Here is an 18,833-nt window from a genome sequence, read left to right on the forward strand (position 1 = left end):
TTTATGCACTCTGAAAAATTTGGAGGGAGGCAAGTTTTCTTCAAAATATTTCAGCGTTTTAGCAACGGTAATTATCCTTGAATCAGTAAGATAAACTTTGGAATAATTTGAATCAGCATCGCAACGAATAATTTCATCGCTGGAAACTAAAATATGACCATCCTTTACTGATAATGGAATTTTACTATTTGTATTTGAGCGTCTGGATGTTAAAAGTTCCTGCAATTTATCATTCGAATAGAGGCTTTGATTCCGCTTTTTGTATTTTTCTATAGTCTTTTCAAGCTTATCTACATCAATAGGTTTGGTAAGATAATTAAGAGCCAGGTGATCAAAAGCTTTGTCACGGTATTCGCCATATGCGGTGGTAAATATTACCTCATAATCAAATTCGGTAGTTTGGTCCAGTATTTCAAAGCCTGTATTGTTTCCGAGTTTTATATCCAGAAATATCAGATCAGGACTGTGTTTTTTAATCAAGGCAATTGCCTGAGGTATATTGGAAGCTGTTCCTGCAAGATGAATTTCAGGTAAAAACGCATTAATGATATCTTTCAAGACCTCAATAGCAGAGGGTTCATCATCTATAATCAAAGTCTTAATTGACATGCACAGATTTGTTTAATATTGGTAAAGTGATTACAAATTCAGTACCGGAAATTTGATTTGAATTAAATTTTAGTTCAGCATTTACTGAATGCACTTTGTTAAGTATTTCAATACGTTCCATTATATTTCTCATAGCTGTGGATCCATCTTTATTTATATCCGTTGAAGAAAAACCTGTTCCATTATCTTTTACGGAAAAAATAATATAGTTATCATCTTTTGGGTTAACTATTATGGAAAGTTTTGCTTTATGTCCTTCATTAATCAAAGGAAAAAGTACATGTTTAAAAGCATTCTCCACAATTGGTTGAACAAACATTGCCGGTATATAATTACCATTCAGGCTCTGATCCGGTTTATGAAAATCTATTTCTACCTGATTATTCATCCTGAGATTTTCCAGTTGAAGGTACATCTCAAGACTTTCAATTTCTTCTCCTAGTGTAATATATAATTCTCTTGAATGGTCAAGGTATTTTCTTATTAAATTAGCAAATAAAACCAGATATTTATTGGCTTTGCGCTTATCTTCTTTTATCACAAACTGCTGAATAGAATTCAATGTATTGAATAAGAAATGCGGATTCATCTGGTTTCTAAGGGCAGTTTGTTCTAATTGAAGTGCTCTTAGTTTTCTTTTTTGTATTCGTTTGTAATTTATAAACCACAAATAAATAAGTATGAAAATAGCTGCAATGATGAGAAAAATAATCAGTGATAGAAACCAAATGGATTCAGAATAATGAGCTTTTATAGTAAAAGTCTGGTCAGCTGTTTGTTTGCTGATTTTGCCATGTTTAGAAATGGTACGGACTTTAAATGTATATTTCCCAGGTTTTAAACCGCTATATATAACCTCATTGTTGCCGGCATTTAACCATGACTTGTCAAGGCCTTCAAGCATGTATTGATAAGTCATATCGCCGAGACTGGAAATAGATATACCTGAAAAGCCAAATGTTACATTATTCTGATTCCAATCAAGATTGATTTTTTTGCCATATATATAGGGGGCATTGTTCACTTCCATAGATGTGATAAATACCTGTGGACTGCTTTCTGAGATTGATGCTTGAGACGGTATGAAATATGATAAGCCTCTTTCTGAGGCTACAAATACGGTGTCTTGTTTCAGGCAAAAGGAGCTTAACTGTATTGGTAACAATCCTTCAGAACCAGAATAGGAAATTATTTTTTGATTTGGGATATCAAAGTAATTCAAGCCACGATTGGTCAATAACCAGATATTGTTATTCTTATCAGTATGTAGCTCCGAGATAATGTCTCCATTGAGGCCTTTGGATTCGGTAATTTGAATGGTAGTATCCTGATGAAGGATATATAAACCATGACCATAAGTTGCAACGGCAGGGTAGCCCGCAAGATTTTCAATTGAAGTTATTCTTTTGCCTTGAAGGGTATTTCCAGAAAACTTAACTGTATTAGAAGAATCCGAGTAAGTTTTTAGACCTCCTAAGGTTCCTACATAAAGGGTATTTCCTATGAATGCAGCTTCAGTAGTTCTGTAATGATATAGTTTTTTAATTTCATTTTGAATACTGAAAAGACCTACATTGGATGCAACTAACAAAGTGGCTTGAGTAAAGCTAAGATCTTTTACAGCCACATCTGAAATAACTTTGCTAATCGTATTTGTATACTTATACAAGCCAACATCGCATCCAATCCAAATTGTGCCCCGGTCATCTGTTAAAATTCTTTTGACACGGTTATATGTTTGTCCTTCTTCTATTTGAATTTCTTTTATGTCGTTATTTTTCCTGTTAATGATGTAAAAGGTGCCATGATCAGTGCCGGCATAAATAATATCTCCGTCAGAATATAAAGAAATGATGGAATGCAGTAATTGACCTCGCTCATCTCTTAGTTCAAAAAAAGGTAGTGAAGGAGCCATATAAATTCCTTTTCCCAATGTGCTTATCCATACATTTCCTTCAGAGTCTTCAATTAAAGATGTAATGGTTGTTCCTGTTAAGTATTGTTGGGATCTCTTGTGGCTTATGTGAAATAGGCCATTGCCAGTACCAAACCAGGAGTTTTCTTTTGAGTCTTTTAAATAACACAAGACTTTTTCTGCAGGTGCTTTGATGGAGAAATCATTTCTCTCTATTGAATTTTTATGCGCATTAAATTTGAATAATTCAGGCATCCTGTATGACCTTGAATAAAAATAAGCAGAAGCATCTTTTTTAAGGAGTGCAGATTTTGTAAATATAAGAGCGCGATTTTGAGAGGCTGCAATAAGGGTATCATTCTTTTGCACAAAGATATTTATCGCATCAAAGGTTCCTTTGTTGTCAGAATATATTTTGATCGAATTGTTAGGTAGTAATACTTTTATTCCTTCCTCCTTTGAGGAAAACCATACATTTCCATTGTGGTCCGAATATGCAGTTATAGCTAAATATGTAAAGCTGAGTTTTTTAAGAAAAGGGGTGTTTCCTGAATGATGAATGACGCCATTATAGTAATAAGATAGCTGACCATTATAACTCAGAAACCAAATTCTACCTTTATGATCTTCAACGATTTTAAATATTTCATTGTCAGCAAGTCCGTTTTGAGTGGTATAGTATTTAAAGTCGTTTCCATCAAAGCGGCCGACCCCACTTTCCGATGCAATCCAGATATATCCTTTAGTGTCTTGTATGATATCATAGCAGACATTGCTGGGCAATCCGTTGCTGGAAGTAATATTTTTTAAAACCAGTTTTTGAGAAAATACCGGAAAGAAGAAAGATATTAAAAGGATAAATATTAGGAAAAATAATTTTTTACTGAACATAAAATAAAAATATCGATTTTCGTTAAGGAAAAAAATGCTATCATTCATGTAAAATTTAAATTAAAGAAAAATCTCCTGATCTGGCAGTAGACTATTTGATTTTTACCTGTAACTATGAGAACTTTAAAATCAGGCGCCATATCAATTGGCTTTTTTCTGTTTATTTTTTTTCTACATTCCTGCGGATGTAAGTGTAATTGTATCAAAGGATCAGAATGTTCAAAAGTAACAATAAGTCTGATTTCAGATGGTAGTTTAATTCTTGAAAAGGAATATTGTCAAAGCTACGATCCTTATGATGACAACGAGTTAATTATAGATTCAATTAATCAGCTTATAAAGGCGTATCCAGCAGATGAATATAAGATTGTTTCAAAAGATACAACGTATATTTTTGACAAAAAAGAAACCAGACAATGTACAGGTAATCCTGTGGACTATTTTTGTGAATGTTCTAAATAAAAGGTAATCGAAAGATATATAGAGGTAAGTACATTGAGAACCACTGTGTATATTGGTATAGTAAAGATTTTTATTTTAAATACTTCATTAGCAGATGTTCAGCAGAATCTTATCCTCATAAGTAAATTATCTGAATGAAGATGACCAGTAATTTTGTTATCTTTATTGTATTAGTTTTTATAAGTTATACTTCACGAGAAGTATTCCTCGCTGGGGATGATAAGTATCTTCTATTTAGCATATGAAACAATTTTTTCTTTCGAGCATTGCAGTTGTCATGATCTTAGTTTCCGGATGTAACAACTCATCTAATGTATCGGAAATGACCAATAAGCAAGATGTAGGTGCTAAAGCAACCAAACCCGCACCAGAAGCTGGATATACACTAATTAGTGAAAAAATATTCCAGATAAGTAAGAAGGATTATAAAGAATGTTTTTCAGGAACCTGGGACATGAAGGTACCTTTTTTAGTTAATTTGCCTGGGAAGGACATAAGGAATTTAGCTAATGATAGTATTAATAAAATTGTGAATCTGTCTCTGGAAGATACATTAGACTATGAGAATAATGTATATGAAGTAGTATACGATTGTGATACTTCTGATTCTCCTTTTTCAAATCCTTCAACTGTTGAATTCTACAGCAAGCTTGGTAAGAATACACGAAGGGTTTTGAGTCTTAGTATATATGTTAATTACGCTGCAGGAGGAGGAGGTAATGGTTTTGGTACAAATCTTTATTCATTTAATATTGATATTGCTCAAAATAAGATATTATTGATTAATGACTTGTTCGATAATGAAAATATAAAAAAGCTATTGAAATATATCATTGAAAATGTAGAAAGTCCGAATGAGTCAATGTCTTTAGATGAGGACTTTAACGTTTTTGGCAATTCTGAAGACTTTCCTGATTATGGATCGATTGAATACGTAGGATTTAGAATTGAGAACACATCCCTTATCCTTAATTATAGTTTGAGTTACGGAAGAGGTAATGCAATTAATGAAATTGTATTACCATTAAAAGATATCAAACCATTTGTAAATAAGAAATACAGATGGCTCTGTGAAGGTTAATAGTTGAATGAATTTATTAATAGCGGTTATATCTACCTGTGTTTGTTGGAATAATCAGAAGTAGCATGAAAATTAATGATATTGAGAAGAGTATAGTCTCTTTGCTGGCCTTGGTATTTTCATTCTTAGTATGGAGGTTTAATTTCACATCCGTTAAGATTGATTTAGTTGTAGATTTTTTTTTCATGTGTTTGCGGGTTTGATATATTTTTATTGTTCATTTAATATCGATAACAAGACTGTAAGGCTTTTCTGTCTTATATTGGGAATTCCGATCTATGTGACACTGCTTTTCGGGTATTGTATTGTCTTTGCAATTACAGCAAGTTTATATTTAGATCCATTGAGTATGATTCCGCTAATTTCACGGTCATTGTGATCTTTATAATATACCTCTTCTATCTGTGGATTACCGGACTGAATTTATTCCGTGAGCAAATCTTCATGATTCACTAATTTGCACTAGATCTGAATTTTATCGAAATAATTCATCCTTTCCCTAATATTTCCTACAAATAATTCACTTTTCAGCATAAAGAATAAAACTTCATATGCCTATCCTGGTTATTCTTTTACTCCGATATAATGACAGTTTAATTGCAAATTGTTTTACTAAATGGTATTAACTCCCAGTTTAAGTTTATTCCGAATTTTAAGATATACCTGGAAGGTCGATCTTTTGATCATTGCAACCTGCTTCGCCACGTACTATGTACATGAACATATAATACCTAAGTCTATACAATTCCCACCTATGCTACCTACTTTACTTGGTACAGCGCTTGCCTTTTTTGTTGGTTTTTATAACAACCAGGCTTATGACAGGTGGTGGGAAGCCCGTATTATCTGGGGAGCTTTGGTAAATGACTCCAGAAGCTGGTCGCGCAATATATTGCAGTACACAATTCCTGGAAATATAAATGCAGAAGAACTGGAGCTTATCAGGAGAAAAATGATACTTCGTCAAATTGGTTTTGTCTATGCGCTAAAAGAAGCATTAAGGAAAAAGAATGACGGATATTATAAACAGTTCTTTACTCTTCAGGAACTTGACCTAATAAGCAAAGAAAGTAATATACCTAATGCGATCATTTCTCTTAATGCAGTGGATCTGGAGTATTTGTCAAAGCAAAATTGCATAAGCGAGTTTCGCTTTATGCAATTCAATGGGTTTCTTACATTGTTTACGGACCATATGGGGAAATCTGAGCGTATTAATAATACCGTGTTTCCTACCTCTTATATTTATTTTACAAAGCTTTTCATTTGGGTATTGGTGATTTTTATAACCTTCATTCTTGCTGATACCGTTGGTATCTGGTCAGTGCTGCTTGGTTGGATTATGGGTTTTATATTTCATGTGTCGCACCAAAATGGTATGGCACTCATGGAGCCTTTCCAGGAGGTTCCTTCCGGTATGCCACTAAATCAGATTTCAAGAGTCATTGAAATAAATCTTCTTCAGATGTTGGGAGAAAAGAATGTGCCCGAGCCTGTAACTTCTGTTAATGGGGAGTATATTCTATGATCACATATTAGACAGGATGAAAAAAATCAGGAGTGAAAAATTAAACTGGTGCGGTTTAGTTTTTACTCCTGAGATTTACATAAATGAAGTTTTTCTCTAATGAGAAAAGTACTTTAAGTCAATACTATTTCACTATCAGCTTTCTCACTTGCTTCTGATCTCCGATCCTGGCAACTAAAACATATACCCCAGGTGTTGATTGACTTGCATCCCATGAAAACTCAAGAGGCTGTCCACTTTCAACATTACCCTCATAAATTTTTTCCTGAAGTATTCCTGTCATATCGTATATCTCAAGCAGAGCTTCACCTCCGTGAACAGCACTCATTTTGATATTAACAAAGTCGGAAGTCGGATTCGGATAACAGTCTGCAATGACTGGTTGTTCAAAACTGTCAGCCATTCTCGCAGCACTGTTTATTACTGTCAATTGTAATGTATGAGGTAAACCTGCAGTACCTGTAGCATTGATCCCTGAATATGGTATGGCATTAATAGTGTAGGTTCCAGGAGTGAAGGTTCCTATATTAAGTTCGCCATTATTGTCTCCAAATAAAGTAAATGGAGCATCATTTTCGATTCTAACAGTGCTACCATAGGTGAATTTTACACTTCCTACATTTCCTTCTGTAGTAGCAAAAGCATTCCAGTATGGATATGCGAATGTCGCCAGGTCCAAGGTATATTCGTCACTCGTTCCAATCACAGTTCTGCCTGTTCCATTATCGAAATTAGCCAGAGCGAAGCCTGACACAGATATGCCAGTGAATTCAACAGCAACTTCATCATAACTTGTATGCCCGGTATTGTCAGTTGCAGCCAGCCTGAACCAGTAAGTTCCAGGTATATTAATATTGTTGACCTGCGCATTCAGAGAATGTGGATTTGTTACATCAACAAATGGTATTGGCCCTGATATTGAAGTCCATAGAACAGAAGTGATACTCCCATCCGGATCAGAAGCAGTACCGCTCAATGTCACGGAATTGGTAGGAAAGGCAATGCTCTGGTTTGTGCCTGCATTGACAATCGGCACTTGTGGAGTATTTATAATATATACGGAAAAATTAATTGTGTCTGAGGCAAGCAACGTACCTCCACCATTAATGCCTGAATATTGTTTGGCGATTAAAGTATAGTTACCTTGTGAAGCAGGCCATACATTATAGTCACCAGCATTGTCTCCGGCAAGTGCAAATGGTGCTTCACTGTCCACCATATATGTACTTCCATTAAGGAAGAACTTTACACTGGCTGGATTAACTACTGAATTAAAACGGATGTTTATTGGTTGCCCTCCGGTAATTGATATTATATCACCTTTTTTTAGCAAGTTTCTGTCTTTCTCTGTGTTCGCATTTACTACAGAAAAGTAGGGAATTGAAGTAGCTGGTGCATTGGGGTTATATTTCCAAAGAGAAGTCTGACTTCCATTCTTTGACATAAAGAACAATACATCGTTGACATTCTCTATATTTTTTGTGAATGGGAAGGAGGTGCCCGGAAAAATATCTTGTACAAGTTTAGTATTAAAACCAGTGAGATCAGATTGCCATAGTTGATAAGTTTCAAAATCTTCAACGGAATAATAATCTTCTCTTGAATGGTTCGCATAAAAAAGGCGATTGCCGGATACTGTCATATCACTCGGATCAACATAGCCAGGCATGTCGTGTACCTTGTATGTTCCTGCTGTTGTACCATCACTCCTCCATAAATCAGTAGGAGGGCCTTGCTGATCAACATTAAAATACAATTGATCATTTACAACACCAAAGTTGAAAACTGATACATCTACTCCAATGTTTTCCTTCAAAATTGTTGTCCCATTGGCAGTTCCATCACTGATATACATTTCGGAGTAATCAGGGCGCGCAAAGTATAGTTTATCTTTAAATACTGACATTGAGCTAATCCATCCGTCCAGAAATTCTCTCACAATCACGGTTCCTTCAGAAGTACCGTTGCTTTTCCATAATGTAGAACCTGAAGAAAAAAGCAGATTGTCATTAAGAGTTTGCATATTAACCGGACTGATATTTTTCAGAAGCGCTGTTCCTGCTGTCGTGCCGTTTGTTTTCCATAATGTATTGGTTGCTGACGCTGCTACCCTTAGAAATATTGTGCTTCCTGCAATTTTTGCTTCAGTAGCATGAATATTTTTAATCACTTCTGGAGATCCGGTAGAAACTTTGAATAATTTCCATACACCCGACTGTGAGGCACTATAGTATAATTCATTATTGAATACACCAAGTATTTCTAGGCCTGCATACCTGCCTACGATAATTGTTCCTGCATAAGTGCCATCGCTCACCCATAAACGATGAGTACCATCAATTACTGTCTTAAAATAAAAAGAGGAATTAAGAATATATGTTTTTACTGTTTCGTAAGGAGCAGGTTTACTTCCGAGATCTCTAACCACATTGGTACCGGTAGTTGTTCCATCTGACTTCCATAAGCTGTCATTGTGGAAAAAATAATAATTACCCAATGCGTTAAATGCACCATAGCTATTCTCCGGTACGTTTTTAATAAAGACAGGCTGGGAAAATGAATTTAGGTTCAGCATTGTCAAAAAAAGCATGCTGAGGATTGTAATCTTTTTCATCATAGTTTTTCGTGTGTTAAGTTGAAACAAAATTTTTTACAATTATTAATACAGGCTTAACAAGCCGGAAAAGTGTTAGAATAATTTTCATCAAAAAGGTCAAATATTGACTATTCTTCTAAATGAATTATTCTGTTAAGGTGGTAAATAGGTAATAGGTTTTTCCATAGTTTTATAAAAATAAATTGTTAAAGAATGTACTTCCGGAAAGGAATTTGACTGTAATCCGGATTATACTATAACTGATATTAAAAGTAAAGCAACTATAATCATTATCTGGTTTATAAAAGTGATATAGTTGTGGTTATAGACTAAAAGCAATTAAGACGCCAACGGCCTATGTTGTTTGTCTCTGTGAACTGATAGATTTAGAGAGAAGTTTTTAAGCCACAAAGTCCTCACATTATCTGGTTTTGGTAAATATCCATTATGATTTTTCATAGTATTAAAAGTTGGGAATAAAAATATTTTAATGAGTTCAATATTAATATTTTAAAATATACGAGGCAAGTTTTGTTGTTTTTAAGAACATATAACTTTGTTTATGTTCACAGATGTGATTTGAAAAATCACCCAAATACAGGTTTATTCAGTATGAACTTGCGAACTTTATTCTAAGGAATGGCGCGGGTTTATTTTGTTCAAGTGGTTGGAAGGTTATTCATAGGAAAGAAGGGTGTATTATTCTTAACATATTAGGAGAAGAAATATTAAATAAGGAAGTTGTTCAGGATGGTGGGCTTTGTGATATGTTCAAACTAACTTTAGCAGGAGAAAAAAGAATTTATTATTTTGAAACCAGTATAGTAGTACATGGTTTTGTTAAGGTGGGAATAGAATAAAGTAAAAAATAAGGCCACTTATTTATTTCTTAATTTTATAAAAAAGATGAATTATATCTTGATTTTGAGAATAACAAATGTATTGTTAAATAGAAATATTATTTTGAGTTCAGTGTTAGGATAAAAGAATATGGCAAAAACAGATTTTAAGACGATTGATGAATATCAGGCTGGATTTCCCTTAGAGATTCAGGAAAGGATGCAGACTATTCGTCAAATAATTCATAAGGTTGTTCCTGAAGTGGAAGAGGCAATTAGTTATCAAATTCCATGTTTTAAGTATAATGGATACTTGATATATTATGCAGCTTTTCCAAATCATATTTCACTATCAAACCCTTTTAGCGCTGAATTTTTAAAAGAATTTGAAAGCGATCTGAAAAATTATAAAGTTTCTAAAGCCGTGATTCAATTACCCAATAATGATGGTCTTCCTGTAGATATGATTACTAAGATGATCGAATTTAGAAAGCAGGAAAACGAACAGAAGTTGAAAACGAAAAAAAAGAAGTAAAGCAAATTAAAATTCTGAGCAATGAATAATACAAAAGTATTTAAAATGCCCTTTGCAAGTGTGTATCCACATTATATAAATAAAGCAGAGAAAAAGGGCCGCACAAAAGCAGAAGTAGATGAGATTATTTTTTGGCTTACAGGTTATAATCAACAGGCATTGCAAGATATAATTGATACTAAGATTGATTTTGAAACCTTTTTTGCCCAGGCACCACAAATGAACCCCAATGTTTCAAAAATTACAGGGGTAATTTGTGGTTATAGAGTGGAAGAGATTGAAGACGAATTGATGCAAAAGATCCGTTATTTGGATAAGCTGATTGATGAGTTGGCAAAAGGAAAGGCAATGGAAAAGATTTTAAGAAAGTAAAGATTATTAGATTACAGTTATGAAGTTTGTAATTATTTCTGACACTCATGGAGAGCATCGGAAATTAACACTACCCAAAGGAGACGTATTAATACATGCCGGTGATATTAGTCGTTGTGGAGAGGAAGATGAAGTCCTAGATTTTTTAGAATGGTTCAAGGAATTGAATTTTGAACATAGAATATTTATTGCAGGAAATCATGATTTTTTCTTCGAGAAAAATTCTGAAGAAGATATTAAAAAGCTAATCCCTTCCAATGTGACATATCTTTGTGATAGTGGCATAACTATAGAAGGAATAAAAGTTTGGGGTTCCCCAGTTACACCTTGGTTTTATAACTGGGCTTTTAACAGGCATCGGGGAGAAGCCATCAACAGACATTGGGAGTTAATACCTATAGACACTGATATAATCATTACTCATGGACCAGTACTAGGTATACTGGATCAAACTACAAGAGGGCAAAATGTTGGCTGTAAAGATTTGTTAAACACAATAAATGCGGTAATTCCTAAAGTACATATTTGTGGCCATATTCATGAGGCATATGGACAAGAGAATATTTCTGGCACAATGTTTATTAACGCCGCAGTAGTTGATGTAAATTACCTTTTGAAAAATGAACCGATAATTTTTGAATTGTAAGTAAATGAAGCTAAAATATAGAAGCGGAAATATTAATGATCTGGATGGCATAAAGCAATTGGCGAATAAGTCTTGGGGAATTTTTCGGTCAATGCTGTCATCGGAAAATTGGGAGATTTTACACAATAATCTAAATAATGATCAAACATATAAAAGTTTGTTTAATCATTCTGATTGTATTGTTTGCACAACAGAAGATGAAAAAATAATAGGAATGACCTTTCTCGTGCCTAGTGGTAATCCGACAGATATATTTGATAAAGACTGGAGCCACATCCGTTTTCTTTCCGTTGACCCTGACTTCGGAGGGCAAGGAATCGGCAGGCAACTTATATTAAAGTGCATTGACCTTGCAAAATCGAACTGTGAAAGAACAATTGCTCTTCATACTTCTGAAATGATGGATAAGGCAAGACATATTTACGAGAGCCTTGGTTTTAAAATTTTGAGAGAATTAGGTGAACGGTTTGGGAAGAAATATTGGCTCTATAAACTTGATATTTAGAAAATCCAAGGCAGTTCTTTAGATTCCAATTAAATCCATGCTGGAAAATCTCACAAAAAGCTAGGATAATAAAACCAATCTTTAGATTATGGTTTTCTAACTGTCCAAATCACTTTCATAAATTTTTCTGTTATATTCAACATTATCTCTCCATTGCTCAGGATCGTGAGTTAAAATATATTTCAAACCAAGTTCACGTCTTTCCGCTAGTAATTCTTTCCTGGCTTTTCCAATCGACTTTTTCAGTTGTGATAAAGTTAAGTCCGTGCAGTAAACAGGACTTCCTGGTTGTTGTCTCCACGAATCTTGAAGGGAGCCACAATCCAAAGAATCAAATCCGCTATCATTCACAAGAGTAGAGACCAATTCTTTTGCTTGCTTATCATCACCGGATATAGGTAGTGCTATACGTGATGCTGTGCCTTTGGGAAGATCAGAACTTACAAGGGAACCAGAAAAAATACTATTGTAAACCTTTATAACAGGTTGTTGAAGTTGATTTGATACCCAAATACTTTCAGGCATTCCTGCTTCTAGATCTTTAATTTTACCATCTCTGATGGGATAATAGTTACAGGTGTCAATAATGACGGTATTGGTAGAAATATTCTTAAAAAGATTTCGTGGTAAGTCAAGTATAGCAATCATAGGGATACTTACTACAATTACATCAACATCATTTACAACCTCATTCAATGTAGTTGCAACAGCTCCTGTTTCTGAGACTAAACTTTGAAGCTTTTCAATTCCACTTGAATTAGTCATTTTCACATTATGACCTGCTCTTGTATATTGTCGTATCAATGTGCCACCAATCTGTCCTGCTCCAATAATTCCTATTTTCATATTGGTCTATTATTTAAAAATTAAAACCCTTTTATTTATAGCCTTTATATAGCGCTTGTCAATGCTATAAGACAAATATATATGCTTAAATGTTTGTATGGGTGGGGGAGATTGGACTTTTATTGCGGGGGATTCGGACAATCAAATAATTGCTTGATAAAGAGGGACTATTGGTTCCTCTTTATATTATTGTTCAGGTCTTATATATTTCTTTCCTCTTAAGTTGCTAATACCAGTGGTTCCTTCAAAGAATCCGCCTAAATTTTCTGAATGTTTATTTGACCAGAAAACTGTTTGATTTGTTCTGTTCTTATTTTTTATTCATAAAACAGTTTTTGAAGTATTCTCCATTCTTTACAAGGTTCATCGCAGTATATATTCTTGTTAAGAAGTAAATATCAGCTTTGAGGATTTTTTTAAAGCTACTGACATAATGCTGTCACAAGCCCCCCTTTTCTTTGTATCATCATTTAAAATATTAATAACTAAACCTTTGAAATACATGGAAAACGCAGTAGTTAAAAATCAGAAAGTTGTAATCAGTTCAAACCAGCTTTTAGGTCAGTGGCAGGGACATCGCAGATTAACCCGTCGTGTTATTGAAGCCTTTCCCGAAGACAAATTGTTTAATTATTCAATTGGAGGGATGCGCACCTTTTCTGCTCTTGCAATGGAAATGATTGAAATGGTTTATCCGGGAGTACAAGGGTTGATTGATGGGAACTGGAAAGATGAAGTGAAGGAAAAGCCCAAAACTAAAGAAGAGCTCCTTAATCTTTGGGACGCAGTCACGGAAAGAATTGACAGACTATGGCCATTGATTCCTATCGAAAGATTCCAGACAGTTGAGGCCGCATTTGGACTATATGAAGATGCTTTATATTCTACAGTTTTGTACTTTATTGACAATGAGATTCATCACAGAGGCCAGGGTTATGTTTATCTGAGGTCATTGGGAATTACGCCACCGGCATTTTATGAAAGATAATTTTTAAGAATTTATTGAAGATATCCTAAGATTCATTTCTTTAGGATATCTTTATTTAACAGATTAGAAAATTGAACTTCATTGTTTATTTAATTCAATGGAATATGGCAAAATCTAAAATCCTTGGTGAGACAAAAGACTCAGGGTTTCAGTTTGGACTTAGGAAAACATTTAATATACCAATTGAAGAAGTGTGGGACTTTATGTTTTCTGCAAATGGACTTAAAATTTGGCTTGGATCAGTAGCGAAGGAGTTAGTAGAGAAGGAACATTATAAAACCAAAGAAGGTACAGAGGGGGAGATAAGGCTTATAAAAGAACATTCTCATATAAGACTTACCTGGAAGAAAAAAGGATGGGATAATGTTTCGCAGCTTCAGGTCAGGATTATGAACAATAATGGTAAAACAGTAATAAGTTTTCACCAGGATCACATGCTGGATGTTAATCAGCGAAGTGAAATGGATTTTTATTGGAACAAGGTGATGGAAAAGATTTCAAAGGAATTAGAAAATAAATCTTAGTTTATGATTGTTGTTAAAGTTAGTTATACTGTAAAACCAGAGTTTGCAGACAAGAATAGAGAAAACATTGCTTTGTTTTTGGAGGATTTCAGCCAGTTAAATGGTGAAGACTTTCGATATAATGTCTATGAAAGCGAGGATAGAAAGACATTTATGCATTTATCCCACTATAAAAATGAAGAGATTCAGAAAGAACTATTGAATGTTCCATCATTCAAATCTTTTCAGAAGCAAAGAGACGATAGCGGATTAGAAATGGAGCCGAGAATAGAAGTGTTGAATCTGGTTGGAGCAGCTCATCTTCTTTTTAATTAGACGGATATAGTCATTATTAATAGCAAGAAGTGTTAGTGAAATTTTTTGAAGAAACATTTAAGTTCTTGGTGAGGACTGTTGACCTTATATTGATTTTGCTAACTAGTGGAGTTTGAAAAAGGAAATAATCAAACATGAAGATACTACTAGAAAGTATTGCTACTTTATACAATTAGGTAAATGGATGAGGTAATATTGTGCAAAGCATTCGTTGATATAGACTGGTGAAACAGAGTTCCATGCTGAGGCCCTCTTTGGTAATTATCCATTATATGTAGATTTTTAAAAGAAAAGACTTTCTCTCTTTAGAGAAAGTCTTTTTTATTATCAAGAAAAAACAATTTCCAAGTTAGTTAAACCAATAGGGGGATACCTGAATTTCTGTTAGTGAAATGATAGTCCACCAATATTCAGGTTTTGTCCATTTTTTTGCAAAGGCGATTAGCTGACTTTTGTTTTTATAGTTTAAGGGAGTTTATCAATGAGGATATTTCTGTTTATGTAACATTAGTTACACAAGAAGGAAATCCACCAATGTACCTTTCCGAATTGTAAAAAAATCTAAGCATAAAATTTAAGAGCTTCATTTTACTTTGAAGTCCAGGAATGTTGTGATTTTTAATTGTGTACCATTTAATTCTGCATCATTTATCAACCCAGAGTAATATCATTTTTAATCAAAACCAAAAACAAATGAAAAAAACAATTTTACTGTTATGTTGTACAATGCTGTGGCATCTTTCGATGGCTCAGCAACCCATCATTCCGAGTGTAATTAAGGGGTTGACCATTATGCTCGAGTATCAGGATTATAAATTTGCAGAAACGGAACAGGAGATTTCCGATCTAATGAACAAGCAAAATTATACTCTTAATGGTAATCTGGGCTCTGTGAGAGATTATTTTTATGCTCAGACAAATGGAAAGGTTACGATTACAAGCACTGTGGTAAGAGTCTCTTTTCCTGAAAAATATGAATACTACCATTCCAACGGTCGTCAATATGTAGAGGATGCGATTGACTGGATCAATGAGCATTATCCGGAAGGATTTCAGGGGTTAACTGAGGATCCTATGGATGGAAAACTGCTACATATGAACTTTCTTGAAAGAGGTCCTGATTTTCCTGGAGTTACAAATGGAGTAAACAGAGAGATGTACTTAAAAAATAACACTAATGGAAGGATCAGAGTGGGGCAGGGTAATATAAGTGGAGCTCCTGCTGGCTACCCAATTGCGGTTGGTACGATTTGCCATGAAATGGGACACAGTGTAATGAGTTGGCCGGATTATTACCATCCTGCATTCTGTAATTTTGGTAATTACGACCTCATGTCAAGTGCTCAGACAGAACACGGTCCAATGCCTATCAATGCTGCTCTCAGATATCAGAGAGGGTGGGTTGATAATGTAATTGAAATACCAGGAACTGTTACTCAAAACTATACGCTTACAGCCAACGATTATTCGACGGTTCACATTTACAAAAATCCTAATAATTCAAAGGAGTATTTGGTTTTTCATGCACTGAAAGTAGGTGGATATTATCAGTCGCCCGTTGCTGGGCAAGTTATGCCGGAAGGATTAGCTATTTGGTATGTGGATGAAGATAGGGGATCTGACGCACCCGTTCCTGGAAACTATGATTTTATCGTCCGTTTGGTACAGGCAGATAATTTAGATGAAATGAGCGATTATGACTCTCCGGATCAAAATGGCGATATATATGACTTATATGGTAATTTCAATAAATCGTTCCCGGGAGTGCATCCATTAAGATGGAAAGACGGAGGTGAAATCGGAATAAACATCACCAATATAAGCAACCCTGGTGCTACCATGTCATTTACTGTAAATGCAAGACCTAATACAATTGTTGCAAGTTCTGATATATATGGAACCATATCCCCCAAAGGAACATTAAGTGTGGCTAATGGTCAAAGCAAAACATTTACATTTACTCCCAATCCTGGCTATGAAGTGGATGCTGTAAAAGAAAATGGTGTAGCTGTGACTGTCCCTAACCCATATGCAATGCCTGCAGTGACCGGAACAAAGAAGATTTCTGTTTCTTTTAAAAGAAAATCACCTGTGCCAGCTCTATTGGCTCCATGGCAGAAAGCAAGCATCGGTGGGAATAGTTTGGACTTTGTAGCCACCACGAATAATAGCATCTATCTTGAGACATATGGAAATACAGTGACTAATTCTATAGATACGTTTACCTATGCTTATCAATCTATCAATGGCAATGGAACGTTTATTGTGCATCTTGCTAATTTCAATACAATTAAAGACAGTCGTGCAGGCCTTATGTTGAGGGAATCATTGGATGCAAACTCAGAATATTGGGCTGTAGCGAAATATACTCAGGGAGGTGCCATTGCAATGCATCGCAGTGCTGCGGGAGCAGTAACAGAAGATAATCCTTCAGGGTTAAAAGATTTAGAAATATATAATCTTTATAACTGGTTAAGGATTGTAAGAAATGGGGACTATATAGAAAGTTCATGCTCAAAAGATGGTGTGACCTGGAAGACTCTAGGAAGCAAGATTTATCCAATGTCCTCCCAGTTATATATCGGAGTATTTGCTGTAAGTCCGAATAAATCCTATCCCAAAACTGCGACTTTCGATAATATATCTTTCTCCACATTACCAAGCCCATCAGTGACTATTACTTCGCCTGTAAACAAGGCTACATTTGCTTCCGGAACCATTACTATAAATGCAACTGCATCTCCTGGTAATGCCAATAATTCGGTTTTAAAAGTTGATTTCTATAATGGGACTACACTTATAGGAACTGATAATACAGCTCCTTATAGTTTGGTATGGACAAACGCACCTCTGGGGCTGCAAACTATTGTTGCAAAAACCACTGATACAGATCTTTTAGTAGCAACATCAAAAAAGGTAAATGTTGATATTCTGTGTCCATTTACAGATCAGAAAATTACAACAGGAAGTGTTATCGGTACGGCGGGTTCTTATGGAGGAACAATTTATACCCGCGACAAAGTTTTTGATGGTGATGTGACAAATTACTTTGATTCTCCTACCGATGAAGGTTGGGTAGGGCTTGCCTTACCTTCGAGATATAAAATAACAGGAATAAGATTCTTCCCAAGAAAAGACTTCACAAGCAGAATGACTGGTGGAAAATTCCAGGGAAGCAATACAGCTGATTTCAGTTCTGGTGTTATAGATCTTTATACTATTGCTACTGAACCTGCATATAACTGGAACTGCATTGATATACCTGGGGGAGCAGTGTTTAAATATGTACGATATGTATGCGCAGGTGGAGGCTTTACTAATGTAGCAGAAATTGAATTCTATGGTGTTTCGGCCAACGTTATCCCGACTGTAGCTTTTGCTGCTCCTGCTAGCGGTGCAAGCTTCGATGCTCCGGCAACAATTAATATAGTGGCCAATGCTACTGATGTGGATGGAACAATCGCCAAAGTAGATTTTTATAATGGAAGCGCTTACCTTGGTTCTGATGACATTGCACCATATACTTATACATTGTCTAATCTTGCCGCAGGATCGTACGATCTTATAGCATATTCAAAAGATAATGTTGGATCTGTTTCTGCTCCTGTAGTTATTCCAGTTTCTGTTGTTGTTTCTACTGCGGATATATCAGGACCTTCTTGTGGAAGCAATAACACAACCTTGACTTTTGAACTGAGCGCAGCCAAAAAAGCAAATGCAACAAGCTACAATTGGTGGTTTACCGGTTCAGCACAGAATGTTGCATCTGTATCTGGTTCTCCATACAAAATGACTATGATATCGGGAAGTTCTTTTAGTGCAGGCAATGTTTGCGTAGGAGTGAATTATAGCGCGTCACCTTGGTACGCAAGTTATTGCAAAGCCATCACTTTGTGCTCTGCAAGAATAGGTGAAGAAGATATGGAAACAGGTACAATGAATGAATCTTTTATCTACCCGAATCCATCTGCTGATATATTCAATATAGACTTAAATTCTAATGCACAGTCAGTCTCCATTGTGAACAATATGGGAGTGACTGTCTACCAAAAATCGGATCTAAAACAAGGAGAAAAAATTTCTGTAGGTACTGATTTTGAAGCTGGTATTTATTTAATATCCATCAGGTATAACAATGCTAAGCAAGAGATGTTGAAAATGGTGAAGGTTAAGTAATGGAG

The 18,833-nt window shown here is 35.0% G+C and carries 15 protein-coding genes; 11 read left to right on the forward strand and 4 right to left on the reverse strand.

Annotation, left to right across the window (positions count from 1 at the left end; all coding sequences use genetic code 11):
- Together J7604_RS19195 and J7604_RS19200 are read right to left on the reverse strand one after the other, a co-directional pair.
- A partial coding sequence (locus J7604_RS19195) for a LytTR family DNA-binding domain-containing protein (protein ID WP_293899282.1) occupies positions 1-609 on the reverse strand: 609 nt, incomplete at its 3' end.
- Positions 599-3,415 carry a sensor histidine kinase gene (locus J7604_RS19200; RefSeq protein ID WP_293899285.1) on the reverse strand — a complete coding sequence of 939 codons (2,817 nt, stop codon included), beginning with the start codon at positions 3,413-3,415 and terminating at the stop codon, positions 599-601. The genes J7604_RS19195 and J7604_RS19200, both read right to left, overlap by 11 nt.
- Before the next feature lie 114 nt (positions 3,416-3,529).
- Here J7604_RS19200 and J7604_RS19205 point away from each other — a divergent pair, with 114 nt between their 5' ends.
- The 3 genes from J7604_RS19205 to J7604_RS19215 all read left to right on the forward strand — a co-directional run bounded on the left by J7604_RS19205 (position 3,530) and on the right by J7604_RS19215 (position 6,486).
- Positions 3,530-3,877 carry a hypothetical protein gene (locus J7604_RS19205; protein WP_293899288.1) on the forward strand — a complete coding sequence of 116 codons (348 nt, stop codon included), beginning with the start codon at positions 3,530-3,532 and terminating at the stop codon, positions 3,875-3,877.
- Positions 3,878-4,118: 241 nt separating this feature from the next.
- Positions 4,119-4,958, forward strand: a complete 840-nt coding sequence (locus J7604_RS19210; RefSeq protein WP_293899291.1) for a hypothetical protein — start codon at positions 4,119-4,121, stop codon at positions 4,956-4,958.
- A 616-nt stretch (positions 4,959-5,574) separates the two neighbouring features.
- Positions 5,575-6,486 carry a bestrophin family protein gene (locus J7604_RS19215; RefSeq protein ID WP_293899294.1) on the forward strand — a complete coding sequence of 304 codons (912 nt, stop codon included), beginning with the start codon at positions 5,575-5,577 and terminating at the stop codon, positions 6,484-6,486.
- A gap of 124 nt (positions 6,487-6,610) precedes the next feature.
- Here J7604_RS19215 and J7604_RS19220 read toward each other — a convergent pair whose 3' ends face one another.
- The gene (locus J7604_RS19220) at positions 6,611-9,103 is read right to left on the reverse strand and encodes a T9SS type A sorting domain-containing protein (RefSeq protein ID WP_293899297.1); all 2,493 of its coding nucleotides are present in this window, start codon (positions 9,101-9,103) and stop codon (positions 6,611-6,613) included.
- A gap of 969 nt (positions 9,104-10,072) precedes the next feature.
- Between J7604_RS19220 and J7604_RS19225 the strand changes: the two genes are divergently transcribed.
- The 4 genes from J7604_RS19225 to J7604_RS19240 are packed head-to-tail and all read left to right on the forward strand — an operon-like array spanning position 10,073 to position 11,979.
- Positions 10,073-10,456 carry an iron chaperone gene (locus J7604_RS19225; protein WP_293899300.1) on the forward strand — a complete coding sequence of 128 codons (384 nt, stop codon included), beginning with the start codon at positions 10,073-10,075 and terminating at the stop codon, positions 10,454-10,456.
- A 21-nt stretch (positions 10,457-10,477) separates the two neighbouring features.
- Positions 10,478-10,828 carry a DUF2200 domain-containing protein gene (locus J7604_RS19230; RefSeq protein ID WP_293899303.1) on the forward strand — a complete coding sequence of 117 codons (351 nt, stop codon included), beginning with the start codon at positions 10,478-10,480 and terminating at the stop codon, positions 10,826-10,828.
- A 19-nt stretch (positions 10,829-10,847) separates the two neighbouring features.
- The gene (locus J7604_RS19235) at positions 10,848-11,474 is read left to right on the forward strand and encodes a metallophosphatase domain-containing protein (protein ID WP_293899306.1); all 627 of its coding nucleotides are present in this window, start codon (positions 10,848-10,850) and stop codon (positions 11,472-11,474) included.
- A 4-nt stretch (positions 11,475-11,478) separates the two neighbouring features.
- The gene (locus J7604_RS19240; RefSeq protein ID WP_293899309.1) at positions 11,479-11,979 is read left to right on the forward strand and encodes a GNAT family N-acetyltransferase; all 501 of its coding nucleotides are present in this window, start codon (positions 11,479-11,481) and stop codon (positions 11,977-11,979) included.
- 96 nt (positions 11,980-12,075) lie between these two features.
- On the opposite strand, the gene J7604_RS19245 is transcribed toward J7604_RS19240, so the two are convergent.
- Positions 12,076-12,825 (reverse strand): NAD(P)-binding domain-containing protein, encoded by a 750-nt coding sequence (locus J7604_RS19245; RefSeq protein ID WP_293899312.1) that lies wholly within the window; start codon positions 12,823-12,825, stop codon positions 12,076-12,078.
- Between the two features lie 502 nt (positions 12,826-13,327).
- On the opposite strand from J7604_RS19245, the gene J7604_RS19250 reads away from it, so the two are divergent.
- From J7604_RS19250 to J7604_RS19265, 4 genes are all read left to right on the forward strand, one after another.
- Positions 13,328-13,813, forward strand: coding sequence for a DinB family protein (locus tag J7604_RS19250; RefSeq protein ID WP_293899315.1), 486 nt, complete (start codon positions 13,328-13,330; stop codon positions 13,811-13,813).
- A 104-nt stretch (positions 13,814-13,917) separates the two neighbouring features.
- Positions 13,918-14,337: an SRPBCC domain-containing protein gene (locus tag J7604_RS19255; protein ID WP_293899318.1), complete on the forward strand. Its 420-nt coding sequence runs from the start codon at positions 13,918-13,920 to the stop codon at positions 14,335-14,337.
- Between the two features lie 3 nt (positions 14,338-14,340).
- Positions 14,341-14,652 carry a hypothetical protein gene (locus tag J7604_RS19260; RefSeq protein ID WP_293899321.1) on the forward strand — a complete coding sequence of 104 codons (312 nt, stop codon included), beginning with the start codon at positions 14,341-14,343 and terminating at the stop codon, positions 14,650-14,652.
- A 693-nt stretch (positions 14,653-15,345) separates the two neighbouring features.
- Complete coding sequence (locus J7604_RS19265; protein WP_293899324.1) at positions 15,346-18,828, forward strand: Ig-like domain-containing protein; 3,483 nt, start codon at positions 15,346-15,348, stop codon at positions 18,826-18,828.
- The last annotated feature ends 5 nt before the right edge of the window (positions 18,829-18,833 follow it).

It is taken from the genome of Sporocytophaga sp. (genome assembly GCF_017745095.1).
Taxonomy (GTDB): domain Bacteria; phylum Bacteroidota; class Bacteroidia; order Cytophagales; family Cytophagaceae; genus Sporocytophaga.